Raw genomic sequence first — 26,325 nt, 5'->3', positions numbered from 1 at the left:
CCGTCCCGGAAGGGGACGGGGGCGCCCACGCGTCGCGTCGCGGCGGGACGGGACCGGGCGGGGTGGTCAGTCCACCGTCCAGGCGTCGCCGCCCGCCAGCAGGGCCGCCAGGTCGCCCGGCCCGCGGTGGGCGACGGCGGTGGCCAGCTGGCTGTCCATCAGGTCGTCGTAGACCGGGCGCCGGACGTCGCGCAGCACGCCGATCGGCGTGTGGTGCAGGGTGTCCGCGTCGGCGATCCGGGAGAGCGCGAAGGCGCCGGTCGGGCCGGCCGCGTGGGCGTCGTGCACCAGCACCCGTGCCTCGTTCTCCGGCGTCACCGGGGCGGTGGACAACTCGCCGTCCGCGCCCCGGAAGACGCCGTTGGCCCCGTCCGCGCCGAAGCGGATCGGCTGCCCGTGCTCCAGCCGGATCAGCGCCTCGTCCCGGGTGCCGGCGTCCTTGAGCACCTCGAAGGCGCCGTCGTTGAAGATGTTGCAGTTCTGGTAGATCTCCACCAGTGCCGTGCCCTCGTGCTCGGCCGCCGCCCGCAGCACCGACTGCAGGTGCTGGCGGTCCGAGTCGATGGTGCGGGCGACGAAGGAGGCCTCGGCGCCGATCGCCAGCGACAGCGGGTTGAACGGCGCGTCCAGCGAGCCCATCGGGGTCGACTTGGTGATCTTGCCGAGCTCGCTGGTCGGCGAGTACTGGCCCTTGGTGAGGCCGTAGATCCGGTTGTTGAACAGCAGGATCTTGAGGTTGACGTTGCGCCGCAGGGCGTGGATCAGGTGGTTGCCGCCGATCGACAGCGCGTCGCCGTCCCCGGTCACCACCCACACGCTGAGGTCCCGCCGGGAGGAGGCCAGCCCGGTCGCGATCGCCGGCGCCCGGCCGTGGATCGAGTGCACCCCGTAGGTGTTCATGTAGTACGGGAAGCGCGAGGAGCAGCCGATGCCGGAGACGAAGACCGTGTTCTCCCGCCTGATGCCGAGCTCCGGCATGAAGGACTGCACCGCGGCCAGGACCGCGTAGTCCCCGCAGCCCGGGCACCAGCGCACCTCCTGGTCGGTCTTGAAGTCCCGGGCGCTCTGCGGCCCGTCGGCCTTGGGCACCAGCTGCAAGGACGGGAACGCGTGCTCGCTCATCGGTGGTCCTCCTCGTCCAGGGTGCCGATCGCCGCCCACAGCACGTCCGCCAACTGCGCCGCCTTGAAGGGCAGTCCGCGCACCTGGTTGTAGGACTCGGCGTCCACCAGGTACTTCGCCCGCAGCAGCAGCGCGAGCTGGCCCAGGTTCATCTCGGGCACGATGACCTTCTCGTAACTGCGCAGCACCGAGCCCAGGTTGGCCGGGAACGGGTTGAGGTTGCGCAGGTGCGCCTGGGCGACCTCGCCGCCGTCCGCGCGCACCCGGCGCACCGCCGCGGTGATCGGGCCGTAGGTCGAGCCCCAGCCGAGCACCAGCACCCGGGCGTCGCCGGTCGGGTCGTCGACCTCCACCGGCTTGACGGTGATCCCGTCGACCTTGGCCTGCCGGGTGCGGACCATCAGGTCGTGGTTGGCCGGGTCGTAGGAGATGTTCCCGGTGCCGTCCTGCTTCTCGATGCCGCCGATCCGGTGCTCCAGGCCGGCCGTGCCGGGTACCGCCCAGGGGCGGGCCAGGGTGTGCTGGTCCCGCAGGTACGGCCAGAAGGCGCCGTCCTCGCGGTTCGGGCCGGTCGCGAACTTCGGGTCGATCTCCGGCAGTTCGTCGACCTCCGGGATCCGCCAGGGCTCCGAGCCGTTCGCCAGGTAGCCGTCCGAGAGCAGGAACACCGGGGTGCGGTAGGTCACCGCGATCCGGGCCGCCTCCAGCGCCGCGTCGAAGCACTCGGCGGGCGTGGCCGGGGCGACGATCGGCACCGGCGCCTCGCCGTTGCGGCCGAACATCGCCTGCAGCAGGTCCGCCTGCTCGGTCTTGGTCGGCAGGCCGGTGGACGGCCCGCCGCGCTGGATGTCCACCACCAGCAGCGGCAGTTCCAGCGAGACCGCCAGGCCGATCGTCTCCGACTTGAGCGCCACGCCCGGCCCGGAGGTGGTGGTCACGCCGAGCGCCCCGCCGAAGGCCGCGCCGAGCGCGGCGCCGATGCCGGCGATCTCGTCCTCGGCCTGGAAGGTGCGCACCCCGAAGTTCTTGTGCCGGCTCAGCTCGTGCAGGATGTCCGAGGCCGGGGTGATCGGGTACGAGCCCAGGTAGAGCGGCAGCCCGGAGCGCTGCCCGGCGGCGATCAGCCCGTAGGACAGCGCCAGGTTGCCGGAGATGTTGCGGTAGCGCCCGGCCGGGAGCTTGGCCGGCGGCACCTCGTAGGAGACCGCGAAGGACTCGGTGGTCTCGCCGAAGTTCCAGCCCGCCCGGAAGGCGCTGATGTTGGCCTCGGCGATCTGCGGCTTCTTGGCGAACTTGGCGCGCAGGAAGGACTCGGTGCCGTGGGTGGGCCGGTGGTACATCCAGGACAGCAGGCCCAGGGCGAACATGTTCTTCGCCCGCTCGGCGTCCTTGCGGGCCAGCCCGCTCTCCTTGAGTGCCTCCAGGGTCAGCGTGGTGAGCGGGACCCGGTGCAGGTGGAAGGCGTCCAGCGAGTCGTCGCCGAGCGGGTCCGCGGCGTAACCGACCTTGGCCAGCGCGCGCTTGGTGAACTCGTCGGTGTTGACGATGATCTCCGCGCCGCGCGGCAGGTCCGGCAGGTTCGCCTTCAAGGCCGCCGGGTTCATCGCCACCAGCACGTTCGGGGCGTCGCCCGGGGTGAGGATGTCGTGGTCGGCGAAGTGCAGTTGGAAGGACGAGACGCCCGGCAGGGTGCCGGCGGGGGCCCGGATCTCGGCCGGGAAGTTCGGCAGCGTGGAGAGGTCGTTGCCGAACGCGGCCGTCTCCGAGGTGAACCGGTCACCGGTGAGCTGCATGCCGTCCCCGGAGTCCCCCGCGAACCGGATGATCACCCGGTCGAGTCTGCGAACGGGCTTGGGGCGCCTCTCCGGTGGACCGCCCGGGGCGTGCGGGCCGGCTGGTCCGGCCGCGCCGGGGCGTCCGTCACCACTGCCGGTACGACCCTCGTCGCCGCCCGATCCGTCCACTGCCTCCGACTGATCGACCTGACTGGTCACTGCCGCGGACCTCCTCGTGGACGCACCACCGCGGGCGCGGCCCCGTGCCCCGTCCGCTTGGTGCACCGCTCGCATCCTATGCGCGCGACCTCGGGCCCGGTTGGAACTCCCGCAGGAATTTCCCCCGCCCACGCCGGTACCGCACCCAAGGACAACGCCCGGCCGCCGGAGATCATTCCGGGTACGGAGCAGCCGCCCCGCGGCGGGCGCCCCGAACAGTCCCCGAACAAACCCCGGACGGCCCGAACAGCCTGGCGGCCCCCGCACAAACCCCGGACGGCCCGAACAGCCTGGCGGCCCCCGCACAAACCCCGGACGGCCCGAACAGTCCCGGGCGGCCCCCGGCTAGGAGTTGAGGTAGGTCAGCACCGCGAGCACCCGGCGGTGGTCCTCCGCGCTCTGCGCCAGCCCCAGCTTGAGGAAGATGTTGCTGACGTGCTTCTCCACGGCCCCGTCGGACACCACCAGCTGCTTGGCCACGGCGGCGTTGGTGCGCCCCTCGGCCATCAGACCGAGCACCTCGCGCTCGCGCGGCGTGAGATTGGCCAGGACGTCGCCCTTGCGGCTGCGGCTGAGCAGCTGCTGCACCACCTCCGGGTCCAGCGCGGTTCCGCCCTCGGCGACCCGCACCACCGCGTCCGCGAACTCGCGCACCTCGGCGACCCGGTCCTTCAACAGGTAGCCGACGCCCCGGGTCGACCCGGCCAGCAGCTCGGAGGCGTAGCGCTCCTCCACGAACTGCGACAGCACCAGCACGCCCAGCTGCGGGTAGCGCCCGCGCAGCTCCACGCAGGCGCGCAGGCCCTCGTCGGTGTGGGTCGGGGGCATCCGCACGTCCGAGACCACCACGTCCGGCAGGGCGTCGGCCGCCGCCAGGTCGTGGATCGTCTTCACCAGGGCGGCGCCGTCCCCGACCCCCGCCACGACCTCCAGGCCGCGGTCGGTGAGCAGCCTGGTCAGGCCTTCCCGGAGCAGTACGGAGTCCTCGGCGATGACGACGCGGCGCATGGCGACCTTCCGGGCAGGCGTGAGCTGACGGGTGTCAGTCTCCCCCATCCGCCCGCGCCCGCACGGGCTCGGGGTCGGATCCGCCCGGGGACGGTCACATGGTGCGGATCGCCACCGCGTCGCACAGCCCGTCCAGGGCGGCCTTCGCCGCGCAGTCCGGCAGCGGGGCCAGCAGCGCCCGGGCCTCCTCGGAGTGCCGCAGGGTCTCCCGGCGGGCGCGCTCCAGGGCGGGGTGGGCGCGCAGCAGGCGCAGCGCCTCGGCGTGCAGGTCGTCGTCCGAGAGGTCCCCGTCGAGCAGTTCGCGCAGCCGGGTGTCGGCCGGGTCGTCCGGGTCGGCCGGCATCTGCTCCAGCAGCAGGGTCGGCAGGGTCGGCACGCCCTCGCGCAGGTCGGTGCCGGGGGTCTTGCCGGACTCGTGGCCGTCGCTGGCGACGTCCAGGACGTCGTCGGCCAGCTGGAAGGCGATGCCGATCCGCTCGCCGAACTCGCCGAGGGTGTCCACCAGTGCGGGCGGGGCGCCGGCCATCAGCGCTCCTATCCGGCAGGAGACGGCGATCAGCGATCCGGTCTTGCCGGCCAGCACGTCCAGGTAGTGCAGCAGCCGGTCGGACTCCGGGCCGGGGCCGCGGGTCTCCAGGATCTGGCCGGTCACCAGCCGCTCGAAGGCCTCGGCCTGCATCCGCACCGCCTCCGGGCCGAGGTCGGCCAGCACCTGGGAGGCGCGGGAGAACAGGAAGTCGCCGGTGAGGATGGCCACCGAGTTGTCCCAGCGGGAGTTGGCGCTCTCCGCGCCGCGGCGCACCGGGGCCTCGTCCATCACGTCGTCGTGGTACAGCGTGGCCAGGTGGGTCAGCTCGACGACCACCGCGGCCGGCACCACGCCGGGCGCCCCCGGGTCGCCGAACTGGGCGGCCAGCAGCAGGAGCAGCGGGCGGAAGCGCTTGCCGCCGGCCTCGATCAGGTGGGAGGCGGTGACGGTGATGAAGGGGACGTCGCTCTTGACGGCCTCGGAGAGCGCCGCCTCCACCGCGTCCAGTCCGGCCTGGACGTCCCGGGTCAGGTCGCGGTCCTGCACGCTGAGCCCGAAGGGTCCCACGACGGTCACGAAGACCACTCCTCTGTCCCTGGTCGATCTAGCGGCCTGGTCCCTGAGTGCCGCCGCTGGCCATACAGGCAGGGTATCCGGTCGCGAGTGGATCACTGCACGGGCGTGCGGATCCCGTCATGACCGCGCCGGAAGCCCTGGTCAGGAGGCCTGTGCGGACGCAGCGGCGGTGGGGGCGAATTCACCGGGAAACGAAGACCGGAGATCGGCCCGCGGATCCGGGCCGATCTCCGAACAAACCGACCGGCTACGGTCAGTACGCGAACAGCGAGGCCTTGGACGCGAGGTCCAGGAAGTACTGCGGCAGCAGTCCCAGACCCAGCGTGACCAGCACCCCCACCCCGATCGCGGTCGCCGTGAAGGCGCTCGGGATCGCCACCGTCGGACCGCCCGGCTGCGGGTCGGAGAAGAACATCAGCACGATCACCCGGATGTAGAAGAACGCGGCCACCGCCGAACTCAGCACACCCACGATCACCAGTGGCGTCGCCCCGCCGGCCGCCGCCGCCTGGAACACCGCGAACTTCCCGGTGAAACCGGAGGTCAGCGGGATCCCGGCGAAGGCCAGCAGGAACAGCGCGAAGACCGCCGCCACCAGCGGCGAGCGCCGCCCCAGCCCCGCCCAGCTGGACAGGTGGGTCGCCTCCCCCTTGGAGTCGCGCACCAGGGTGACCACGGCGAAGGCCCCGAGCGTCACGAAGGAGTACGCCGCCAGGTAGAACAGCACCGAGGACAGGCCCTGCTTGTTGACCGCGATCACCCCGGTCAGGATGAACCCGGCGTGCGCGATCGAGGAGTACGCCAGCAGCCGCTTGACGTCCTGCTGGGTCACCGCCAGCACCGCGCCGACCACCATGGTCAGGATCGCCACGCCCCACAGCACCGGCCGCCAGTCCAGCCGCAGGCCCGGGAAGGCCACGTAGAACAGCCGCAGGAACGCCCCGAACGCGGCGACCTTGGTGGCCGCGGCCATGAAGCCGGTCACCGGGGTCGGCGCGCCCTGGTAGACGTCCGGGATCCAGGAGTGGAACGGCACCGCGCCCACCTTGAACAGCAGACCCACCGCCAGCAGCGCCAGGCCGGTCAGCAGCAGCGCGTCGCTCTGGGTGCTGCTCAGCTGCGCCGGGGTCGTCATCGCCTTGCCGGAGATGACGTCCGCGATGTCGCCGAGCTTGACGCTGCCCGCGTAGCCGTACAGCAACGCGGTGCCGAACAGGAAGAACGCCGAGGCGAAGGCGCCCAGCAGGAAGTACTTGACCGCCGCCTCCTGGGACAGCAGCCGGCGGCGCCGGGCCAGCGCGCACAGCAGGTACAGCGGGAGGGAGAAGACCTCCAGCGCCACGAACATGGTCAGCAGGTCGTTGGCGGCCGGGAAGAGCAGCATGCCGCCGACCGCGAACAGGGTCAGCGGGAAGACCTCGGTGGTCGCGAAGCCGGCCCGGACCGCGTCCCGCTCCTGCTCCCCGCCCGGGGTGGCGGACGCCTGGGCGGCGAAGGCGTCGGCGGGCAGGCCGCCGGCCTTGGGCTCCAGCCTGCGCTCCGCGTAGGTGAGCACCGCGACGACGGCGACCAGCAGGATCACGCCCTGGAGGAACAGCGCCGGGCCGTCCAGGGCGACCGACTCCATGGCCAGCAGGTCGACCCGCGGCGCGCCGTGGCCCTGCGTCGCCAGCACCACCACGGCGGCGAACGCGCCGGCCAGCGCGACCAGCGCCAGCGACACCTGGGTCCAGTGCCGCAGCCGGCGCGGGACGAAGGCCTCGACCAGGACGCCCGCCACGGCGGCCCCGAAGACCACCAGCATCGGGGAGAGTTGGCCGTACTCGATGTGCGGCGCCGGGATGCCGGGGGTGTTGCCGCCGACGGCGGCGAGCACTGCGGTGGCACTCACTTCTGCTCACCTCCTGAGGTGGCGGCGACCGGGTGGGCCGGCGCCGGATCGGTCCGGTGGACCTGCGAGAGCGTCGCGTCCACCGAGGGGTTCACCAGGTCGGTGAGCGGCTTCGGGTACACCCCGAGCAGGATCGTCAGCGCCACCAGCGGTGCCACCACGGCCAGTTCCCGGACCTTGAGGTCGGGCATCGCGCGCACGCCCTCCTTCACCGGGCCGGTCATGGTGCGCTGGTACAGCAGCAGCGCGTACAGCGCGGCCAGCACGATGCCGAGGGTGGCGACGACGCCGATCGCCGGGTAGCGGGTGAAGGTGCCCACCAGCACCAGGAACTCGCTGACGAACGGGGCCAGCCCCGGCAGCGACAGGGTCGCCAGGCTGCCGATCAGGAAGGTCCCGGCGAGCACCGGGGCGACCTTCTGCACGCCGCCGTAGTCGGCGATCAGCCGCGAGCCGCGGCGCGAGATCAGGAAGCCGGCCACCAGCATCCACGCGGCGGTGGAGAGGCCGTGGTTGACCATGTAGAGGGTCGCGCCGCTCTGCCCCTGGCTGGTCATCGCGAAGACACCCATGATGATGAAGCCGAAGTGCGAGATCGAGGCGTAGGCGACCAGCCGCTTGATGTCCTTCTGGCCGACCGCCAGCAGCGCGCCGTAGACGATCCCGATCAGCGACAGCACCAGGATCGCCGGGGCGAAGGTCTTCGAGGCGTCCGGGAACAGCCCGAGGCAGAAGCGCAGCATCGCGAAGGTGCCGACCTTGTCCACCACCGCGGTGATCAGCACCGCGGTGCCGGCCGTCGCCTCGCCCATCGCGTTCGGCAGCCAGGTGTGCAGCGGCCACAGCGGGGCCTTCACCGCGAAGGCGAAGAAGAAGCCGAGGAACAGCGCGTTCTGCGCCGTCCCGGACAGCTTGAGGCTGCCGTCGGCGATCGCCCCGGTGAGGGTCGGCAGGTCGAAGGTGCCGAAGCCCTGCTCCTGGGCGATCACGTACAGCCCGATCACCGCGGCCAGCATCACCAGGCCGCCGAGCAGGTTGTACAGCAGGAACTTGACGGCCGCGTAGGAGCGCTGGCGCGCCGAGTCCGGGCCGCCGGCCCGGTCGCCGAAGCCGCCGATCAGGAAGTACATCGGGATCAGCATGGCTTCGAAGAACACGTAGAACAGGAAGACGTCGGTGGCGTAGAAGGACACCACCACCATCGCCTCCACCGCCAGGATCAGGGCGAAGAAGGCCTGGGTGCGCCGTTTGTTCTCGAAGCTGCCGTCGGGGCCCGGGGCGGCCGGGTCCGCGTCGTGCCAGGAGGCCAGCATCACCATCGGCACCAGGACGGCCGTCAGCAGGGCCAGCACCGCGCCGATGCCGTCCACGCCGAGCGAGAAGGTGATGCCGAAGGAGCGGATCCAGCTGTACGACTCGGTCAGCTGGAACCGGGCGCCGTGCGGGTCGAAGCGCAGCGCCACCAGGGCGGCCAGCACCAGGGTCACCCCCGACACGGCCAGCGCGACGGTCTTGATGGTGCGCCGCCGGGCCGCGTTCGACCCGGCGGGCAGGGCGGCGGTCAGCACCGCGCCGGCCGCCGGGACGGCACAGGTGGTGGTCAGTAGCACGCTCATGCCGCACCTCCCCTGCGGATTGTGGGTTCCTTGTCCATCACACGGACCTCATCAGGAGAGTCGAGGCGACCAGCACCAGCGTGCCGCCGAACATGGAGAGCGCGTACGAGCGGACGAAGCCGTTCTGGACCCGCCGCAGCCGGCCGGACAGGCCCCCGATGAGGGCGGCCAGGCCGTTGACGAAGCCGTCCAGGCCGCGGCTGTCGAAGTAGACCAGGGTCGCCGCCAGCGCGGAGCCCGGCCGTACCAGCACCGCGTGGTTGAAGTCGTCCTGCAGCAGGTCGCGGCGGGCCGCCCGGGTGAGCGGGGAGCCGACCGGCGGCACCACCGGGACGGGCGAGCGCCCGTACATCAGGTACGCCAGCCCCACGCCGGCCAGCATGCAGGCCGTGGTGAGCCCGGTGACCGTCCAGGAGCCGAGCGGCGGGTTGCCCTCGCTGTGGCCGGTGACCGGCTCCAGCCACTTCAGGAAGGAGCCGTGGTAGACGAACAGCCCGCCGGCGAAGACCGAGCCGAAGGCCAGCAGGACCATCGGCACGACCATGGTCCGCGGCGACTCGTGCGGGTGCGGGAGGTCGCCCTCGCCCGCGGCGGAGCCGCTGGTGTCCGCCTTCGGCTGCCAGCGCTTCTCGCCGAAGAAGGTCAGCAGCATCACCCGGGTCATGTAGAACGCGGTGACGGCCGCGCCGACCAGCGCGCACAGGCCGAGGATCCAGCCCTCGGTGCCGCCCTTGGCGAAGGCCGCCTCGATGATCTTGTCCTTGGAGAAGAAGCCGGACAGCCCGGGGAAGCCGATGATGGCCAGGTAGCCCAGGCCGAACGTGGCGAAGGTCCACGGCATGTGCCGCCACAGGCCGCCGTAGCGGCGCATGTTCACCTCGTCGTCCATGCCGTGCATGACCGACCCGGCGCCGAGGAACAGCCCGGCCTTGAAGAAGCCGTGGGTCACCAGGTGCATGATCGCGAAGACGTAGCCGATCGGGCCCAGCCCGGCCGCCAGGATCATGTAACCGATCTGCGACATGGTCGAACCGGCCAGCGCCTTCTTGATGTCGTCCTTGGCGCAACCGACGATCGCACCGAACAGCAGCGTCACCACACCGACCACCACCACGGCGGTCTGGGCGTCCGGCGCCAGGTCGAAGATCGCCGAGGACCGGGTGATCAGGTAGACCCCGGCGGTCACCATGGTGGCCGCGTGGATCAGGGCCGAGACCGGGGTCGGGCCCTCCATCGCGTCCCCCAGCCAGGACTGCAGCGGCACCTGCGCCGACTTGCCGCACGCGGCCAGCAGCAGCATCAGGCCGATCGCCGTCAGCCTGCCCTCGCTCGCCCCGTGCACCGCCCCGACCACGCCCTCCGAACCGAGGACCGGCGTGAAGGCGAAGGAGCCGAACTCGGCGAACATCAGCATGATCGCGATCGACAGGCCCATGTCGCCGACCCGGTTGACCAGGAACGCCTTCTTCGCCGCGGTCGCCGCACTCGGCTTGTGCTGCCAGAAGCCGATCAGCAGGTACGAGGCCAGGCCCACGCCCTCCCAACCGAAGTACAGCAGGAGGTAGTTGTCCGCCAGCACCAGCAGCAGCATGGCGGCCAGGAACAGGTTCAGGTACGCGAAGAAGCGGCGCCGGCGCTCGTCGTGCGCCATGTAGCCCACCGAGTACAGGTGGATCAGCGTGCCCACCCCGGTGATCAACAGCACGAAGGTCATCGACAACTGGTCGAGCCGGAACGAGACGTCGGCCTGGAAGGCGTTCACCGGCACCCAGCTGAACAGGTGCTTCGTCACCGCCCGGTGCTCGACGTCCCGGCCCAGCATGTCCGAGAACAGGGCCAGGCCGAAGCCGAACGAGAGCGCGGCGAGCGCGGTGGCCAGCCAGTGGCCGAAGCGGTCGAATGCCCGACCGCCCAGGAGCAGCAGGGCGGCACCGGCCAGCGGAGCCGCCACCAGCAGCGGAATGAGAGAGTTCACCGAAGGTCCTCCGCCTACAGCTTCATCAGATTGCTGTCGTCGACCGAAGCGGAGTGCCTGGTCCGGAAGATGGAGACGATGATGGCGAGGCCGACCACGACCTCGGCCGCCGCCACCACCATCGTGAAGAACGCGATGATCTGACCGTCCAGGGTCCCGTGCAGCCGGGAGAACGTCACCAGCGCCAGGTTCGAGGCGTTCAGCATCAGCTCGACGCACATGAACAGCACGACCGCGTTGCGCCGGATCAACACCCCGGACGCGCCGATGGTGAACAACAGGGCGGACAGATAGAGGTAGTTGACCGGATTCACCGCTCCCCCTCCCCGGCCTCGCGCGGCTCGGCCCCGGGGCCCGGGACCGGCTCCAAGGGCCCGCGCGGAGCCGCCACCACCGGCCGCTCCGAGGACGGCCGGCCCAGCCAGTCCGCCGTGCTGTTCTCCAGCTCCGCCATCCGCCGCAGCATCTCCCGGCTGACGTCCCGGACCTGGCCGCGCTCGCGCAGCGTCGCCATCACCGAGTCCTCCGCGATCGTGCCGTCCGGCAGCAGCGCCGGCACGTCCACCGCGTTGTGCCGCGCGTACACGCCCGGCGCCGGCAGCGGCGGCAGCTGGATGTTGTCCCGCACCCGCTGCTCCGCCAGCTCCCGCTGGGTCTTCGGCGCCTTCACGTGCTCCCGGTGGGTCAGCACCATCGCGCCGACCGCCGCGGTGATCAGCAGCGCGCCGGTGACCTCGAAGGCCCACACGTAGCGGGTGAAGATCAGCCGGGCCAGGCCCGGCACGTTGCCCTCGGCGTTCGCCTCGGCCAGCCCGGTGAAGTGGTCCAGCCGCGCGTTCGCGATGCCCGCGATCAGCAGCACCCCGAAGCCCAGCCCGCACAGCACCGCCGCGAACCGCTGGCCCTTCAACTGCTCCTTGAGGGAGTCCTCGCTGGTCACGCCGACCAGCATCACCACGAACAGGAACAGCATCATGATCGCGCCGGTGTACACCACGATCTGCACCACGCCCAGGAACACCGCGCCCTGGGCCATGTAACAGACCGCCAGGGCCAGCATGGTCGCCGCCAGGCACAGCGCGCTGTGCACCGCCTTGCGCATCAGCAGCATCCCCAGCGCGCCACCGACCGCGATCACCGCGAGCACCCAGAACTGGACGGCCTCACCCGTGGAGGTCGTCCCGCTCGCCGCCGCCAGCTGTGCGATCACTGCCGCACCTCCTTCTCCCGGTCGGTGCGCTCCTGCTGGACCGTCCCCGGCGCCGCCCCCGTGATCTCGCCCCGGTAGTACGCACCCTCGTCGGTGCCCGGGAAGATCGCGTGCGGGGTGTCGACCATGTCCTCCGACAGGCCCACCAGCAGCTGCTCCTTGGTGAAGATCAGGTCCTTGCGGGAGGAGTCCGCCAGCTCGTACTCGTTGGTCATCGTCAGCGCCCGGGTGGGACAGGCCTCGATGCACAGCCCGCACAGGATGCAGCGGGCGTAGTTGATCTGGTACACCGCGCCGTAGCGCTCACCCGGCGAGTAGCGCTCCTCGTCCCGGTTGTCCGCGCCCTCCACGTAGATCGCGTCGGCCGGACAGGCCCACGCGCACAGCTCGCAGCCGACGCACTTCTCCAGCCCGTCCGGATGCCGGTTCAGCTGGTGGCGGCCGTGGAAGCGCGGAGCCGTGGGCTTCTTCTGCTCCGGGTACTGCTCGGTCAGCCGCTTCTTGAACATGGCCTTGAAGGTCACGCCGAAACCGGCGGCCGGACCGAGCACCGACGGCCGGTCGGCCCGCTCGGGCCGGCCCGTCTGGTCGGACGACATCGCGGATCAGCTCCCTTCGGAATGGTCGGCCCCGTTGAGGGCGTCCTGGAGTTGCTTCGGGGCCCGGCCCGGCCGGCGCGGCACCGGCGGCAGCACCTGCCCGGGCAGCGGCGGCACCGGGTACCCGCCCGCCATCGGATCGAACTCGCCCTTCCCCGGGGCCTCCTGCTCCGGCCCGGGCTCCTTCTCCTTGCGCAGGAAGTCCCGGACCAGCGCCAGCAGCAGGATCGCGCCGACCGGCGCGCCCACGTACAGCACCACCTCGCCGAAGCCGTACCCCTCGTTGCGCAGCGCCCGCACGCTCGCGATCAGCACCAGCCACACCAGCGAGACCGGGATCAGCACCTTCCAGCCCAGCTTCATGAACTGGTCGTAGCGCAACCGCGGCAGCGTGCCGCGCAGCCAGATGAAGAAGAACACCAGCAGCTGGATCTTCAAGGTGATCCACAGCATCGGCCACCAGCCGTGGTTGGCGCCCTCCCAGAAGGCCGACACCGGCCACGGGGCCCGCCAGCCGCCCAGGAACAGGGTCGACGCCACCGCCGAGACCGTCACCATGTTGACGTACTCGGCCAGCATGAACATCGCGAACTTCAACGAGGAGTACTCGGTGTTGAAACCGCCCACCAGCTCGCCCTCGGCCTCCGGGAGGTCGAACGGCGCCCGGTTGGTCTCCCCGACCATCGCGATGACGTAGACGATGAACGACACCGGCAGCAGCACCGCGAACCACTTCGGCTGCTGGTGCGCCACGATCTCCGAGGTCGACATCGACCCCGAGTAGACGAACACCGCCGCGAAGGACAGGCCCATCGCGATCTCGTAGCTGATCATCTGCGCGGCCGACCGCAGGCCGCCCAGCAGCGGGTACGTCGAACCCGAGGACCAACCGGCCAGCACGATCCCGTAGATGCCGATCGAGGCGGTGGCCAGGATGTAGAGCAGCGCCACCGGGAAGTCGGTCAGCTGCAGCGGCGTCCGGGTGCCGAAGATCGACACCTCCTCGCCGGCCGGGCCGAACGGGATCACCGCGAAGGCCATGAACGCCGGGATCGCACAGACGATCGGGGCCAGGACGTAGACCACCTTGTCCGCGCCCTTGACGACCAGGTCCTCCTTGAGCGCCAGCTTCACGCCGTCCGCCAGCGACTGCAGCAGGCCCCACGGCCCGTGCCGGTTCGGCCCGATGCGCAACTGCATCCAGGCCACCACCTTGCGCTCCCAGACGATCGTCACCAGCACCGTCAGCACCAGGAAGGCGAAGCAGAACACCGCCTTCAACAGCACCAGCCACCACGGGTCCTGGCCGAAGAAGTGGAGCGTCTCGTACGGCTGCGGAGTCGTCATCGGACCTCCCCTTCCCGGGACCCGCCCTCGACGGCGACCGGCGCGAGCTCGGCCGCGGCGATCGTCACCAGATGGCCGACGGTGGTGCCGAGCGCGCGGTGCGCGCCGCCCGGCGTGGAGTTGAGCGGGATCCAGACCGTACGGTCCGGGACCGAGTCGGTCACCTCCAGCGGCAGGACCAGCGAACCCGCCGGACCGGTCAGCCGCAGCGCACCGGCGGCCTCCGCGCCGACCTCCGCGCCGGTCTCCTTGGCGCCGATCTCCTTCGCGGTGGCCGACGACACCCGGGCCACCGCCCGGTGCCGCGTCCCCGCCAGGTGCGGATCGCCGTCCTGCAACGAGCCCTCGTCCAGCAGCAGCCGCCAACCCGCCAGCACCGCCTGGCCGGTGGCCGGCCGCGGCAGCACACCCGGGTGCGCCGCCGGATCCGCCGCGCGGTCACCCCGCCACGGCCCGAAGCGGTCCAGCTCCAACCGGGCCGCCCGCACGTCCGCCAGGCCCAGCCGGTGCCCCAGCGCGTCCGCCAGCATCGCCAGCACCCGCAGGTCCGACTGGAGATGACGGCCCATCTGCTGGTCCGGCTTGAGCGCGGCCTCGAACATCCGCACCCGGCCCTCCCAGTCCAGGAAGGTCCCCGCCTTCTCCGCCACCGCCGCCACCGGCAGCACCACGTCGGCCCGGCCCGTCACCGCCGACGGCCGCAGCTCCAGCGACACCACGAACGGCACCGCCGCCAGCGCCTCCCCGGCCAGCGCCGGATCCGGCAGATCGTCCGGATCCACCCCGCCGACCAGCAGCGCGTCCAGATCGCCCCGCGCCGCCGCGGTCAGGATCTGGCCGGTGTCCCGGCCCGGACGCGACGGCAGCTCCGCCACCCCCCACACCGCGGCCGCCTGGGCCCGCGCCGCCGCGTCCGCCACCGGACGGCCGCCCGGCAGCAGACCCGGCAGCGCGCCGGCCTCCACCGCCCCGCGCTCCCCGGCCCGGCGCGGCACCCAGGCCAGCGCCGCCCCGGTCGCGTGCGCCAACCGCAGCACCGCCGTCAACGCGCCCGGCACCGACGCCAGCCGCTCACCCGCCAGGATCACCGCACCCGGCCGGCGCAACAGCTCGGCCGCCCGCCCGGCCTCGTCGTTCAACGGCTCGTCCGCCGCCAGCGCCGCGAACCACTCCGGCTCCGTCCCCGGCGCCGCCGGCAGCAGCGCACCGCGCAGCTTCGCCAGCCCCCGGGAGGCGAACGACGCCACCGAGAACACCCTGACGCCGTTGCCCCGGGACGCCTTGCGCAGCCGCAGGAAGACGATCGGCGACTCCTCCTCCGGCTCGAACCCCGCCAGCAGCACCACCGGAGCCTGCTCCAGCCGCGCGTAGTCGACGCCCGAACCGTCCACGTCCACCCCGCGCCCGGCGACCGCCGCGGCCAGGAAGTCCGCCTCCTCACCACTGTGCGGGCGGGCCCGGAAGTCCACGTCGTTGGTGCCCAGCACCACCCGGGCGAACTTCGCGTACGCGTACGCGTCCTCCACCGTCACCCGGCCACCCGCCAGCACACCCGTACGGGCCCCGCGCAGACCCTCGGCGGCCCGCCGCAACGCCTCCGGCCAGGAGACCGGCACCAACGCGCCGTCCACCCGCACCAGCGGGGTCGTCAGCCGGTCCCGCTGCTGGGCGTAGCGGAACGCGAACCGCCCCTTGTCGCAGTTCCACTCCTCGTTCACCGCCGGGTCCTCGCCCGCCAGCCGACGCAGCACCTTGCCCCGCCGGTGATCGGTGCGCTGCGCGCAACCCGCCGAGCAGTGCTCGCACACGCTCGGCGAGGACACCAGGTCGAAGGGGCGCGAGCGGAAACGATAAGCCGCCGAGGTCAGCGCGCCCACCGGACAGATCTGGATGGTGTTCCCGGAGAAGTACGACTCGAAGTCGTCCCCCTCCCCCGTGCCCACCTGCTGCAGCGCCCCGCGCTCCACCAGGTCGATGAACGGGTCCCCGGCGATCTGCTGCGAGAAGCGGGTGCAGCGCGCGCACAGCACGCAGCGCTCCCGGTCCAGCAGCACCTGGCTGCTGATCGGCAGCGGCTTCGCGTAGGTGCGCTTCATCCCCTCGAACCGGGAGTCCGCCGCGCCGCTGCTCATCGCCTGGTTCTGCAACGGGCACTCGCCGCCCTTGTCGCAGACCGGGCAGTCCAGCGGGTGGTTGATCAGCAGCAGCTCCATCACGCCGCGCTGTGCCTTCTCCGCCACCGGCGAACTCAGCTGGGTGCGCACCACCATGCCCTCGGCGACCGGGATGGTGCAGGAGGCGACCGGCTTGCGCTGGCCCTCGACCTCCACGATGCACTGCCGGCAGGCGCCGGCCGGATCCAGCAGCGGATGGTCGCAGAAGCGCGGGATCTGGGTGCCGATGGTCTCGGCGGCCCGGATCACCAAGGTGCCCTTGGGGACCTTCACTTCGACGCCGTCGATGGTGAGCGTGACCAGTTCGACCGCTGCTCCGTCGTTCGTGGAGGCGGCCGGCTCGGTGATCGTCACGCGTGCACCTCCCTCTCGGTGGCGGACTGGTGGCCGGGGCGGGGGCCGTCGGCCCAGACGGTGGACGCGGCCGGGTCGAACGGGCAGCGGCGCTCGGCCAGGTGCTGCTCGTACTCGGCCCGGAAGTGCTGGAGCGAGGAGACGATCGGACTCGCCGCGCCGTCGCCCAGCGCGCAGAAGGACTTGCCGTTGATGTTGTCGGCGATGTCGAGGAGCTTCTCCAGGTCCCCGTCGACGCCCTCGCCCGCCTCGATCCGCTTCAACAGCTGGACCAGCCAGTAGGTGCCCTCCCGGCAGGGGGTGCACTTGCCGCAGGACTCGTGGGCGTAGAACTCCGTCCAGCGGGTCACCGCCCGCACGACGCAGGTGGTCTCGTCGAAGACCTGCAGCGCCTTGGTGCCGAGCATCGAACCCGCCGCGCCGACGCCCTCGTAGTCCAGCGGGACGTCGAGGTGCTCGTCGGTGAACATCGGGGTGGAGGAGCCGCCCGGGGTCCAGAACTTCAACCGGTGCCCGGCCCGGACGCCGCCGGAGAGGTCCAGCAGCTGGCGCAGCGTGATGCCGAGCGGGGCCTCGTACTGGCCGGGGTTGGTGACGTGGCCGGACAGCGAGTACAGCGTGAAGCCCGGGGACTTCTCGGTGCCCAGGCTCTTGAACCACTCCTTGCCGCGGGCCAGGATCGGCGGCACCGAGGCGATCGACTCGACGTTGTTGACCACCGTCGGGCAGGCGTACAGGCCGGCGATCGCCGGGAACGGCGGGCGCAGCCTCGGCTGGCCGCGGCGGCCCTCCAGCGAGTCCAGCAGCGCCGTCTCCTCGCCGCAGATGTAGGCGCCGGCGCCGGCGTGGACGGTGATGTCCAGGTTCACGCCCGAGCCGAGGATGTCCCGGCCGAGCAGGCCCGCCGCGTACGCCTCGGCGACCGCGGCGTGCAGGCGGCGCAGCACCGGGACGACCTCGCCGCGCAGGTAGATGAACGCGTGGTCGCAGCGGATCGCGTAGGAGGCGATGACCATGCCCTCGATGAGGGAGTGCGGGTTGGCGAACAGCAGCGGGATGTCCTTGCAGGTGCCCGGCTCGGACTCGTCCGCGTTGACCACCAGGTAGTGCGGCTTGCCGTCGTTCTGCGGGATGAACTGCCACTTCATCCCGGTGGGGAAGCCGGCGCCGCCGCGGCCGCGCAGACCGGAGTCCTTGACCAGGGCGATCACGTCGTCCGGGGGCATCGCGAGGGCCGCCTTGAGGCCCTCGTAGCCGTGGTGGCGGCGGTAGGTGGCGAGGGTCCAGGGGCGGCTGTCGTCCCAGGGGTCGGACAGGACGGGGGTGAGCAGCTTCTCGGCCGGCTCGGCGGAGGTCATCACGCTTCGGTCCCTTCCTGGCCGTCGGCCTTGCCTTCGTGGCCCGGCTCCCCGTGGCCCGGATCCCCGTGGCCCGGGTCCCCGGCGCGGGGCGCCTCGTGGCGGGGGGAGACCACCTTGGTGCCGGCGGTACCGGGCAGGGCCTCGCCGCGCGCCAGCCGCAGCCCGGCCAGCGAGGGGGCGCCGCCGGCACCCGACTCGTCGTTGGCGCCCGGGCGCTCGTCCGGGAAGCCGGCCAGGATCCGGGCGGTCTCCTTGAAGCCGCACAGCCGGGCGCCGCGGGTGGGCCGCACCTCCCGGCCGGCCCGCAGGTCGTCGACCAGCCGGCGGGCGCTCTGCGGGGTCTGGTCGTCGAAGAACTCCCAGTTGACCATCACCACGGGGGCGTAGTCGCAGGCGGCGTTGCACTCGATGTGCTCGATCGAGATCTCGCCGTCCTCGGTGGTCTCGTTGTTGCCGATGCCCAGGTGCTCCTGGAGGTCGGCGAAGATCCGGTCCCCGCCGAGCACCGCGCACAGGGTGTTGGTGCAGACCCCGACGTGGTACTTCCCGGCCGGGCGCCGCCGGTACATCGTGTAGAAGGTGGCGACGGCGGTGACCTCGGCCGTGGTGAGCCCCAACTGCTCGGCGCAGAAGCGGATCCCGGTCCGGCTGACGAAGCCCTCCTCGGCCTGCACCAGGTGCAGCAGCGGCAGCAGCGCCGAGCGGGCCTGCGGGTAGCGGCCGATCAGCTCGGCGGCGTCGGCGGCCAGCCGGGTGCGCACCTCCTCCGGGTACGGCGGGGCCGGCATCGCCGGCAGTCCCAGTTCGACGTCCGTCACCGGTCCACGCCTCCCATCACCGGGTCGATCCCGGCCACCGCGACGATCACGTCGGCCACCTGGCCGCCCTCGCACATCGCCGCCATCGACTGCAGATTGGTGAACGACGGGTCCCGGAAGTGCACCCGGTACGGGCGCGTCCCGCCGTCGCTGACCACGTGCACGCCCAGCTCGCCCTTGGACGACTCGACCGCCGCGTACGCCTGGCCGACCGGGACCCGGAAGCCCTCGGTGACCAGCTTGAAGTGGTGGATCAGGGCCTCCATCGAGGTGCCCATGATCTTGCGGATGTGGTCGAGCGAGTTGCCCATCCCGTCCGGGCCGACGGCCAGTTGGGCCGGCCAGGCGATCTTCTTGTCGGCCACCATGACCGGGCCCGGGCGCAGCCGGTCCAGGCACTGCTCGACGATCCGCAGGGACTGCTTCATCTCCTCCAGCCGGATCAGGAACCGGCCGTAGGAGTCGGCGGTGTCGGCGACCGCGACCTCGAAGTCGTAGTCCTGGTAGCCGCAGTACGGATCGGTCTTGCGCAGGTCGTGCGGCAGGCCGGTGGCCCGCAGGATCGGACCGGTGGCGCCCAGGGCCAGGCAGCCGGCCAGGTCCAGGTAGCCGACGTCGACCAGCCGGGCCTTGAACACCGGGTTGCCGGTGGCGAGTTTGTCGTACTCGTGCATCCGGGAGCGGAGGGTGCGGACCGCCTCGCGGATCTGGTCGACGGCGCCGGGCGGCAGGTCCTGGGCCAGGCCGCCGGGGCGGACGTACGCGTGGTTCATGCGCAGGCCGGTGACCAGTTCGAAGACGTCCAGGATCAGCTCGCGGTCCCGGAACCCGTAGACCATCAGGGTGGTGGCGCCGATCTCCATGCCGCCGGTGGCCAGGCAGACCAGGTGCGAGGCGATCCGGTTGAGCTCCATCATCATCACCCGGATGACGCTGGCCCGCTCCGGGATGTCGTCGGTGATGCCGAGCAGCTTCTCGACCGCCAGGCAGTAGGCGGTCTCGTTGAACAGCGGGATCACGTAGTCCATGCGGGTCACGAAGGTGGTGCCCTGGACCCAGTTGCGGAACTCCATGTTCTTCTCGATGCCGGTGTGGAGGTAGCCGATGCCGCAGCGGGCCTCCTTCACCGTCTCGCCGTCGATCTCCAGGATCAGCCGCAGCACGCCGTGGGTGGACGGGTGCTGGGGGCCCATGTTGACGATGATGCGCTCGTCGTCGGCCCGGCCGGCCGCCTCGACCACCTCGCCCCAGTCGCCGCCGGTGACGGTGAAGACCCGGCCCTCGGTGGTGTCGCGGGCATCTGCTTCCTCGTAGTGCTGAGTACTCATCAGCTGTACGACCTCCGCTGGTCGGGAGCCGGGATCTGGGCGCCCTTGTACTCGACGGGGATGCCGCCGAGCGGGTAGTCCTTGCGCTGCGGGTGGCCCAGCCAGTCGTCCGGCATCATGATCCGGGTGAGCGCCGGGTGGCCGTCGAAGACCAGGCCGAAGAAGTCGTAGACCTCGCGCTCGTGCCAGTTGTTGGTCGGGTAGACGCTCACCACGGAGGGGATCCGCGGGTCGGCGTCCGGCGCGGTGACCTCCAGCCTGATCAGCCGGCCGTGGGTGATCGAACGCAGGTGGTAGACCGCGTGCAGCTCGCGGCCCCGGTCGCCCGGGTAGTGCACCCCGCTCACGCCCAGGCACAGTTCGAAGCGCAGCGCCGGGTCGTCGCGCAGGATGCGCACCGCCTTCAACAGGTGGGTGCGATCCAGGTGGAAGGTGAGCTCGCCGCGGTCGACCACGGTCTTCTCGACCACCTCGGCCGGGTCCAGGCCCTGCTCCTCCAACGCGCCCTCGAACTCGTCGGCGACCTCGTCGAACCAGCCGCCGTACGGGCGTTCGCTCGGGCCGGGCAGCACGATCGGGGCAGCCAGACCGCCGAAGCCGGAGGTGTCGCCGGTGCCGTCGGCACCGAACATGCCCTGCCGGCGGCCGACCACCTCGACCGGGATCTCCCGGGGCGGCTGCTCGCGGCGGGACTCGGGTACCTGCTCGCTCATCGCAGCTGCCCCCGCATCTCGCTGATCGGGGTCGCCTTGAGGGCCAGGGCCTCGCCCAACTCCTCGGCGCGGCGCCGGTTCACGCCCAGCGGCTCGTGCTGGATCTTGTCGTGCAGCTTCAAGATGGCGTCCAGGAGCATCTCCGGGCGGGGCGGGCAACCGGGCAGGTAGATGTCCACCGGGACGATGTGGTCGACGCCCTGCACGATCGCGTAGTTGTTGAACATCCCGCCGGAAGAGGCGCAGACGCCCATCGAGATGACCCACTTCGGGTTGGGCATCTGGTCGTACACCTGGCGCAGCACCGGGGCCATCTTCTGACTCACCCGGCCCGCCACGATCATCAGATCGGCCTGCCGGGGGGAGCCCCGGAAGACCTCCATCCCGAACCGGGCCAGGTCGTAGCGGCCGGCACCGGTGGTCATCATCTCGATCGCGCAGCAGGCCAGACCGAAGGTGGCCGGGAAGAGTGACGCCTTGCGCACCCAGCCGGCGGCCGTCTCCACGGTCGTGAGCAGAAAGCCGCTCGGCAGCTTCTCCTCGATTCCCATCAGATCCCTCTCAATGCCCTCAAGTCCTCTGGTACGTCCGGCGATGCGCCCGCGGAGCGTCCGGGGGAACGTCCGGCCCGTCCGAGCTTGTCCGCTCGTTCACAAGGGCGGCGGCGCCACCCCTGCCTCAGTCCCACTCCAGGCCGCCGCGACGCCAGACGTAGGCGTACGCGACGAAGACGGTGGCGATGAACAGGAGCATCTCGACCAACCCGAAGAGCCCCAGGGAGTCGAAGGTCACCGCCCAGGGGTAGAGGAAGACGATCTCGATGTCGAAGACGATGAAGAGCATCGCCGTCAGGTAGTACTTGATCGGGAACCGACCGCCGCCCACGGGCTGCGGGGTCGGCTCGATGCCGCACTCGTACGCCTCCAACTTGGCCCGGTTGTAGCGCTTGGGGCCGGTGAGTGAGGCCATCACGACGGAACCGACCGCGAACGCCGCCGCGATGGCACCGAGTACGAGGATCGGCGCGTAGGCATTCATAGCCCCCGCTCCCTCCGTCCAGTCGTCCTTGACTGCAGATCGGAACCGGCGGGTCACGCTGAGGTGAACCCGCGTTCCAGTTCCCGAGATCCACCTCATGTGAGGCAGTTCACAAAGCCTGGAACGAGCGCATCCTATGCCCGGTGGCTTGTGATCTGCGACACGCAGTTCATCGTCATCTTTGTGATCTACGCCACCATGTGAATGGTGGTGAATGTGAACATGCCCAGAGTTGTCAACGCAAAGGAGTCAAATGGTCACAAGCAGTCGCATTTACCTGGGAAGCGGCTGGTCAGGGGCGTATTCCTATATCAACTATGCTCCGGGGATAGCAAATTTCGGGGCGTCATGTTGACGTGTTATAGCGGCTCACTCGGAGGGGTGGTGGGGGGAGGAACGCTTGCTTGACCCTTTGTTCACAAGCGCGCGATGTTGCCGTGGGGGTCTCCCCCTCCCCTCCCCCCGCCCCCCGCCCGCCGCCCGCCGCCCGCCGCCCGCCGCCCGCCGCCCGCGCCAGGGTTGCCCACCTGCTGCCGGTGTCACCTGCGCTGGACCGGCCGGTCCCAGCGCGGGGCTGCTGCGCGCTCGCAGCCCTGGCAGCCTGTGGACCCCTGGGGGGCCTGCCCTCCTCCTCCGCCTCCGCTTCACCCGCCGCCCTCGCGGCTCCGCCTCCCGTGTAGGCAGGCCCAACTTCCCACTGCGGCCCTCGAATCCCTCGGCCCGCCGCCTCCTCTGCCCTGCCTCCCTCTCGCTCTCGGGCCCCGTCTGGCGCAGGCCGCCTCCGTCGTTCCGCTCCCGCCCTTCGGGCCAGGGGCCGGCTACCGGTTGCCGACCGCCTGTTCCCACACCCAGGCCGCGATGCCCACCCGGTTACGGGCACCGAGCTTGCGCTGGATGTTGGCGAGGTGGTTCTTCACCGTTCCCGGTGAGATGAAGAGCCCGGCGCCGATCTCGGCGTTGGTCGCTCCATCGGCCACCAGCTCAGCGATCTCCTTTTCCCTCTCGGTCAGTTCCTCCACCGGGCCGGCTATCAACGGGCCCGGCACGCCTGCCCCGCCCGCGGACCCAGGCTTCGGGGCGGCACCCGGCAGTGCCATGTGCTGCAACAGCCGAACGGTGACCTGCGGACTGATCAACGCGTCCCCGGCCATCGCCGCCCTGACCGCCTCGATCAACAAGACCGGCCCCGAGCGCTTGAGCAGGAAGCCCGCCGCACCGTGCCGCAAGGCCGTGTGCACGTACTCGTCCAGGTCGAAGGTCGTCACCACGATCACCTTGCACTGACCGGCGAGTTGCCGCGTGACCTCCAGGCCGTCGAGCTTCGGCATCCGGATGTCCGCGAGCACCACGTCCGGCCGCAGCCGGTTCGCCTCCTGTACCGCCGCGGCACCGTCCGCCGCCTCCGCCACCACCGTCATGTCCGGCTGGACGTCCAGGATCATCCGGAACGCACTACGGATGTCCGCCTGGTCATCGGCGACCAGGATCCGGATCGGCTTTGCGCTGCTGCTCATCCGCTCTTCTCCCCTGCACCCGCACTCGTCCTCATCGGGGTCTCCGGCCGCTCCGGTTCCTCCCGACCCGCCAGCGGCAGCCTCGCCGTCACACGCCAGGCCTCCCGCTCATGCACTCCCGCCTCGAAGGTGCCGCCGAGCGCCTCCACCCGCGCGGCCAGACCAGGCAGTCCGCTGCCACCGCCACGCCGGGGCCGACTGGCCACCCCCGCCGGCCGACCGTCGTTCGTCACGGTCAGCTCCAGCCACTCGCCGACGCAGCGCGCCCAGACGTCGACCCGTCCGGCGCCCTGGGCGTGCCGTCGGACATTCGTCAGCGCCTCGACGACGATCCGGTGGACCGTCCCTCCCAGCTCCCTCGGAACCGGCTGATCCGGCAGCTCCAGCCGGACTTCGGGGCCGCCCGCGGCGGTGAACCGCTCGGCCACCTCCGCGAGTTCCGACAGCCCCGGCTGTGGGCCGCGCCCGGTCCCCTCCTCCGTGCGCAGTAGCTGGACCGTCCGGTCCAGTGATGCCAGGGCCCGCTGCCCGGCCTGCTCTATCCGTTCGAACATGGCGACCGCTCGGACCGGGTCGACCGAGGCCAGGAAGGCGCCGGCCTGGGCCTGGGCCACCATGCCGCTGACGTCATGCGCCACGAAGTCGTGCAGATCGTGGGCCAGTTCGAGCCGCTGGGCCCGCCTTGCCTCGACCACCGCCTTGGTGCGTCCCTCGTCCAGGCCCCTCAGGTAGAGCCCGATCAGGACGGCCGGCAGGGAGAGCGCCGAGCCGAAGCCGAAGATCGTGAGGACGTCCCCGGGCCCTTCGACGAACGCGAACCTGGTCAGCCAGAGGGCGACCGCTGCGCAGGCCGTCCAGGCCGCCAGTGCGCACCGCGGGCCGTCCTCGGTGCGCAGGGTGATGACCACCGACAGCAGCAGGACGGCCAGTTCGACCAGTCCGAGCAGCCCGGCCCAGCGGTCGCCCTCCAGCCAGCGGCCGAGGATCCAGACGGCGGCCGTGACCACCGCCGAGGACACCCCGAGCGCCAAGGTCACGGCTGCCGCGCCACGGCGGCCCCGCGCCGACCAGGCGGGCAGTGCCAGGACCAGGACGACCCCGGACAGGATCTGAGTCATCGTCATCACCTCTCCTCGACTCTTCGACTGCCGTCACATTACGGCGCGGGAGGGGCGGCACACCTGTGCCGATCGGCACATTTCAAAGGGCAGTTGAGCAGGAGGAACAGCCCGATCGGCATCTGCCGCCGGCCCTTTCCGGCCGCCAGTCTTGAGTCATCGCACCGGCCACGGGGCCGGAGCCGAAGGGAGTGCACCGCCATGTCGAAGCTCATGATCAATGCCCGCGTGTCCGACCACCGGATCGGGGTGGTCGACGCGGTCGTGCCGGACGTCCCGCCCGCCCCGCGCTGGGCCCGGATCGCCGCCACGGCCGCCGCGCTCAGCACGGTTCCCTCGGGGCTGTGGCGGATCGTCTTCGGCTTCGGCGTCCCGCTCGGTTTCAGCGGGGCGACGGCTGCGGCGTACGCGGCGCACCAGCCGGGCTGGGGCACGGTCTACTGCGTGGCGCTGAGTGCGCTGGCGGAGGGACTGGCGTTCCTGACCGTGGGCCTGGTCCGGCCCTGGGGGCAGGTGGTTCCGCGCTGGGTCCCGCTGATAGGCGGCCGACGGGTGCGCCCCCTGTTCGCCGTCGTTCCGGCCTTGTTGGGCGCACTCGTGCTGACCGGGCTGGGGCTGTTCGCCCTGTTCGGCGGCTGGGCCGGGAACCTGGCCGAGGCGGATTCGCCGCACGGCCTCAGCGCCCTGGTGATGACTCTCGCCTACCTGCCCCTGGCCGCCTGGGGCCCGCTGCTGGGCGCGGTCACGGTCGACTACGCCCGCCGGACTCTGTGGCGGCGCCGATAACGAGGGCCGCGGGTCAGACCGGGGCCGGCTCCGGGCTCGGCTGCTCCGCCTCGCCCGCACTCTCGCCCGCGTTCTCGGCCGGGAGCGGCGCAGGGGCGGTCCGCCGCCCCCACTCGGTCGCGATCAACACCAGGGCTGCGCCGAGCAGGGCGAGCGGGCCCATCCGGTTCCCGGCCACGGTGAGGCCGAAGACGGCGGCCCACAGCGGTTCGGTGCCGAGCAGCAGACTCACCCGGGACGGCGAGGTGGCCCGGACGGCCCACATCTGGACGAAGAAGGCGAACAGGGTGCAGAACAGGGACAGATGCAGCAGCCAGGCCCACTGGCCGGCCCCGTACGAGCGGGCGATGGTCCAGGGAGCAGGCCCGACGGACAGCGCGACGACGGCGAACACCGTGGTGGCCGAGGCGAGTTGGACCCAGGTGACGGCCAGCATGTCGGTGTGGCGGACGGCCCGGGTACGGGCCGTCGCCAGGACGTACGCCGAGCGGACGAGGGCGGCGCCCAGCACCAGCAGGTCACCGAGGGTCGGAGGGCGCAGCCCGCCGTCGCCGGTGAGCAGGGCTACGCCGAGGACGGCCAGCCCGGCGGCCGCGAGGAAGGCCCGCGGCGGTGCGGTCCGGGTGAGGGCGCTTTCGCCGAGCGGGGTGAGCACCATCGCGAGGCTGATGATCAGCCCGGCATTGGTCGCGGAGGTGTGGACGGCGCCGTAGGTCTCCAGCAGGAAGATCCCGCTGAGGACCAGGCCCAGCGTGGCGCCGCCGAGCCATTCGGCGCGGCTCAGCCTCCGCAGGGAGCGCCAGGCGACCAGCCCGAGCAGCGGCAGCACCAGCCCGAAGCGCAGGACGAGCATCGCCACGACCGTCTCCGGGTCGGCCACCCGCTGGACGGCGAGGAAGCTCGACCCCCACACCACTGCCACGAGCAGGACCGGTAGATCGCGAAGGACCGATGAGGACGAGAACGAGGACAGGGAGGCGCGCATGAGGAGGATCCCTCCGTACGAACGGAACCGGCGGGTGCGAGGACCGTACGGCGTCGGACGGACCCGGGAGCTGGGCGTGTGGCTCAGCGGGGGACGGGGCGAGGGGTGGAGCACGGGGGCGCCATCTTCGCGCACCGGGCCGCCGGTGATCAATGCCCCTGCCGGGCGCCGGCGGGATGCTCTTATGGATGTCAAGCAGCGGTGGTGAGCTGCTCGGCGGTGACGTGTGAGGTGCCGGGCGTGGTCAGGACCTGGTAAATCTCGCGGGC

General features: G+C 71.5%; 22 protein-coding genes. 1 reads left to right on the top strand and 21 read right to left on the bottom strand.

Annotated features, from left to right (window positions below; translation table 11 throughout):
* Nucleotides 1-66: 66 nt before the first annotated feature.
* The 20 genes from ACFV8H_RS08090 to ACFV8H_RS07995 all read right to left on the bottom strand — a co-directional run bounded on the left by ACFV8H_RS08090 (nucleotide 67) and on the right by ACFV8H_RS07995 (nucleotide 24,291).
* Nucleotides 67-1,122: a 2-oxoacid:ferredoxin oxidoreductase subunit beta gene (locus tag ACFV8H_RS08090; RefSeq protein ID WP_380397458.1), complete on the bottom strand. Its 1,056-nt coding sequence runs from the start codon at nucleotides 1,120-1,122 to the stop codon at nucleotides 67-69.
* Complete coding sequence (locus ACFV8H_RS08085) at nucleotides 1,119-3,116, bottom strand: 2-oxoacid:acceptor oxidoreductase subunit alpha (RefSeq protein ID WP_380397456.1); 1,998 nt, start codon at nucleotides 3,114-3,116, stop codon at nucleotides 1,119-1,121. The genes ACFV8H_RS08090 and ACFV8H_RS08085 overlap by 4 nt, the downstream gene beginning before the upstream one ends.
* A 345-nt stretch (nucleotides 3,117-3,461) precedes the next feature.
* Nucleotides 3,462-4,124, bottom strand: coding sequence for a response regulator transcription factor (locus ACFV8H_RS08080; RefSeq protein ID WP_360244863.1), 663 nt, complete (start codon nucleotides 4,122-4,124; stop codon nucleotides 3,462-3,464).
* A gap of 94 nt (nucleotides 4,125-4,218) precedes the next feature.
* Nucleotides 4,219-5,229 (bottom strand): polyprenyl synthetase family protein, encoded by a 1,011-nt coding sequence (locus ACFV8H_RS08075; protein WP_380397454.1) that lies wholly within the window; start codon nucleotides 5,227-5,229, stop codon nucleotides 4,219-4,221.
* A gap of 253 nt (nucleotides 5,230-5,482) precedes the next feature.
* Nucleotides 5,483-7,120 carry an NADH-quinone oxidoreductase subunit NuoN gene (gene nuoN, locus ACFV8H_RS08070; RefSeq protein ID WP_380397452.1) on the bottom strand — a complete coding sequence of 546 codons (1,638 nt, stop codon included), beginning with the start codon at nucleotides 7,118-7,120 and terminating at the stop codon, nucleotides 5,483-5,485.
* A complete protein-coding gene (locus ACFV8H_RS08065) occupies nucleotides 7,117-8,736 on the bottom strand; it encodes an NADH-quinone oxidoreductase subunit M (protein WP_380397450.1) in 1,620 nt (539 codons plus the stop codon). Before ACFV8H_RS08065 ends, nuoN begins: the two co-directional genes overlap by 4 nt.
* Before the next feature lie 37 nt (nucleotides 8,737-8,773).
* On the bottom strand, nucleotides 8,774-10,711 hold the full coding sequence (gene nuoL, locus ACFV8H_RS08060) for an NADH-quinone oxidoreductase subunit L (protein ID WP_380397448.1): 1,938 nt from the start codon (nucleotides 10,709-10,711) through the stop codon (nucleotides 8,774-8,776).
* 14 nt (nucleotides 10,712-10,725) lie between these two features.
* Nucleotides 10,726-11,025: an NADH-quinone oxidoreductase subunit NuoK gene (nuoK, locus tag ACFV8H_RS08055; RefSeq protein ID WP_360244848.1), complete on the bottom strand. Its 300-nt coding sequence runs from the start codon at nucleotides 11,023-11,025 to the stop codon at nucleotides 10,726-10,728.
* Entirely contained in the window at nucleotides 11,022-11,918 is an 897-nt protein-coding gene (locus ACFV8H_RS08050) for an NADH-quinone oxidoreductase subunit J (RefSeq protein ID WP_380397641.1), read from the bottom strand. The genes nuoK and ACFV8H_RS08050 overlap by 4 nt, the downstream gene beginning before the upstream one ends.
* Entirely contained in the window at nucleotides 11,918-12,520 is a 603-nt protein-coding gene (gene nuoI, locus ACFV8H_RS08045; protein WP_375888986.1) for an NADH-quinone oxidoreductase subunit NuoI, read from the bottom strand. Before nuoI ends, ACFV8H_RS08050 begins: the two co-directional genes overlap by 1 nt.
* Before the next feature lie 6 nt (nucleotides 12,521-12,526).
* Nucleotides 12,527-13,867, bottom strand: coding sequence for an NADH-quinone oxidoreductase subunit NuoH (nuoH, locus tag ACFV8H_RS08040; RefSeq protein WP_380397446.1), 1,341 nt, complete (start codon nucleotides 13,865-13,867; stop codon nucleotides 12,527-12,529).
* Nucleotides 13,864-16,395, bottom strand: a complete 2,532-nt coding sequence (locus tag ACFV8H_RS08035; protein ID WP_380397444.1) for an NADH-quinone oxidoreductase subunit G — start codon at nucleotides 16,393-16,395, stop codon at nucleotides 13,864-13,866. Before ACFV8H_RS08035 ends, nuoH begins: the two co-directional genes overlap by 4 nt.
* Nucleotides 16,392-17,753: an NADH-quinone oxidoreductase subunit NuoF gene (gene nuoF, locus ACFV8H_RS08030; protein ID WP_380397442.1), complete on the bottom strand. Its 1,362-nt coding sequence runs from the start codon at nucleotides 17,751-17,753 to the stop codon at nucleotides 16,392-16,394. The genes ACFV8H_RS08035 and nuoF overlap by 4 nt, the downstream gene beginning before the upstream one ends.
* Nucleotides 17,753-18,574, bottom strand: coding sequence for an NADH-quinone oxidoreductase subunit NuoE (gene nuoE / locus ACFV8H_RS08025; RefSeq protein ID WP_380397440.1), 822 nt, complete (start codon nucleotides 18,572-18,574; stop codon nucleotides 17,753-17,755). Before nuoE ends, nuoF begins: the two co-directional genes overlap by 1 nt.
* A complete protein-coding gene (locus tag ACFV8H_RS08020) occupies nucleotides 18,571-19,902 on the bottom strand; it encodes an NADH-quinone oxidoreductase subunit D (RefSeq protein WP_380397438.1) in 1,332 nt (443 codons plus the stop codon). Before ACFV8H_RS08020 ends, nuoE begins: the two co-directional genes overlap by 4 nt.
* Nucleotides 19,902-20,615 carry an NADH-quinone oxidoreductase subunit C gene (locus ACFV8H_RS08015; protein ID WP_380397436.1) on the bottom strand — a complete coding sequence of 238 codons (714 nt, stop codon included), beginning with the start codon at nucleotides 20,613-20,615 and terminating at the stop codon, nucleotides 19,902-19,904. Before ACFV8H_RS08015 ends, ACFV8H_RS08020 begins: the two co-directional genes overlap by 1 nt.
* Nucleotides 20,612-21,166 carry a NuoB/complex I 20 kDa subunit family protein gene (locus ACFV8H_RS08010; RefSeq protein WP_375888969.1) on the bottom strand — a complete coding sequence of 185 codons (555 nt, stop codon included), beginning with the start codon at nucleotides 21,164-21,166 and terminating at the stop codon, nucleotides 20,612-20,614. The genes ACFV8H_RS08015 and ACFV8H_RS08010 overlap by 4 nt, the downstream gene beginning before the upstream one ends.
* 127 nt (nucleotides 21,167-21,293) lie before the next feature.
* Nucleotides 21,294-21,653 carry an NADH-quinone oxidoreductase subunit A gene (locus ACFV8H_RS08005; RefSeq protein WP_360239135.1) on the bottom strand — a complete coding sequence of 120 codons (360 nt, stop codon included), beginning with the start codon at nucleotides 21,651-21,653 and terminating at the stop codon, nucleotides 21,294-21,296.
* Between the two features lie 818 nt (nucleotides 21,654-22,471).
* Nucleotides 22,472-23,167: a response regulator gene (locus tag ACFV8H_RS08000; protein ID WP_380397434.1), complete on the bottom strand. Its 696-nt coding sequence runs from the start codon at nucleotides 23,165-23,167 to the stop codon at nucleotides 22,472-22,474.
* The gene (locus ACFV8H_RS07995) at nucleotides 23,164-24,291 is read right to left on the bottom strand and encodes a sensor histidine kinase (protein WP_380397432.1); all 1,128 of its coding nucleotides are present in this window, start codon (nucleotides 24,289-24,291) and stop codon (nucleotides 23,164-23,166) included. The genes ACFV8H_RS08000 and ACFV8H_RS07995 overlap by 4 nt, the downstream gene beginning before the upstream one ends.
* A gap of 195 nt (nucleotides 24,292-24,486) precedes the next feature.
* Here ACFV8H_RS07995 and ACFV8H_RS07990 point away from each other — a divergent pair, with 195 nt between their 5' ends.
* Complete coding sequence (locus tag ACFV8H_RS07990) at nucleotides 24,487-25,071, top strand: hypothetical protein (protein ID WP_380397430.1); 585 nt, start codon at nucleotides 24,487-24,489, stop codon at nucleotides 25,069-25,071.
* 13 nt (nucleotides 25,072-25,084) lie between these two features.
* Here ACFV8H_RS07990 and ACFV8H_RS07985 read toward each other — a convergent pair whose 3' ends face one another.
* Nucleotides 25,085-26,056, bottom strand: coding sequence for a DMT family transporter (locus tag ACFV8H_RS07985; protein ID WP_380397428.1), 972 nt, complete (start codon nucleotides 26,054-26,056; stop codon nucleotides 25,085-25,087).
* Nucleotides 26,057-26,325 lie beyond the last annotated feature (269 nt).

Origin of the sequence: Kitasatospora sp. NPDC059827 (assembly GCF_042731675.1) — a bacterium.
Classification (GTDB): Bacteria; Actinomycetota; Actinomycetes; order Streptomycetales; family Streptomycetaceae; genus Kitasatospora.
This window is presented reverse-complemented; position numbering and strand designations above follow the sequence as displayed.

What these genes read in the sequence shown, in the direction of transcription:
- ACFV8H_RS08090 (WP_380397458.1), bottom strand. Translation starts at nt 1,122, where the DNA reads ATGAGCGAGCACGCGTTCCCGTCCTTGCAGCTGGTGCCCAAGGCCGAC.
- ACFV8H_RS08080 (WP_360244863.1), bottom strand. Translation starts at nt 4,124, where the DNA reads ATGCGCCGCGTCGTCATCGCCGAGGACTCCGTACTGCTCCGGGAAGGC.
- ACFV8H_RS08065 (WP_380397450.1), bottom strand. Translation starts at nt 8,736, where the DNA reads ATGAGCGTGCTACTGACCACCACCTGTGCCGTCCCGGCGGCCGGCGCG.
- nuoI (WP_375888986.1), bottom strand. Translation starts at nt 12,520, where the DNA reads ATGTCGTCCGACCAGACGGGCCGGCCCGAGCGGGCCGACCGGCCGTCG.
- nuoH (WP_380397446.1), bottom strand. Translation starts at nt 13,867, where the DNA reads ATGACGACTCCGCAGCCGTACGAGACGCTCCACTTCTTCGGCCAGGAC.
- nuoF (WP_380397442.1), bottom strand. Translation starts at nt 17,753, where the DNA reads ATGACCTCCGCCGAGCCGGCCGAGAAGCTGCTCACCCCCGTCCTGTCC.
- ACFV8H_RS08020 (WP_380397438.1), bottom strand. Translation starts at nt 19,902, where the DNA reads ATGAGTACTCAGCACTACGAGGAAGCAGATGCCCGCGACACCACCGAG.
- ACFV8H_RS08015 (WP_380397436.1), bottom strand. Translation starts at nt 20,615, where the DNA reads ATGAGCGAGCAGGTACCCGAGTCCCGCCGCGAGCAGCCGCCCCGGGAG.
- ACFV8H_RS08010 (WP_375888969.1), bottom strand. Translation starts at nt 21,166, where the DNA reads ATGGGAATCGAGGAGAAGCTGCCGAGCGGCTTTCTGCTCACGACCGTG.
- ACFV8H_RS08005 (WP_360239135.1), bottom strand. Translation starts at nt 21,653, where the DNA reads ATGAATGCCTACGCGCCGATCCTCGTACTCGGTGCCATCGCGGCGGCG.
- ACFV8H_RS08000 (WP_380397434.1), bottom strand. Translation starts at nt 23,167, where the DNA reads ATGAGCAGCAGCGCAAAGCCGATCCGGATCCTGGTCGCCGATGACCAG.
- ACFV8H_RS07995 (WP_380397432.1), bottom strand. Translation starts at nt 24,291, where the DNA reads ATGACGATGACTCAGATCCTGTCCGGGGTCGTCCTGGTCCTGGCACTG.
- ACFV8H_RS07990 (WP_380397430.1), top strand. Translation starts at nt 24,487, where the DNA reads ATGTCGAAGCTCATGATCAATGCCCGCGTGTCCGACCACCGGATCGGG.
- ACFV8H_RS07985 (WP_380397428.1), bottom strand. Translation starts at nt 26,056, where the DNA reads ATGCGCGCCTCCCTGTCCTCGTTCTCGTCCTCATCGGTCCTTCGCGAT.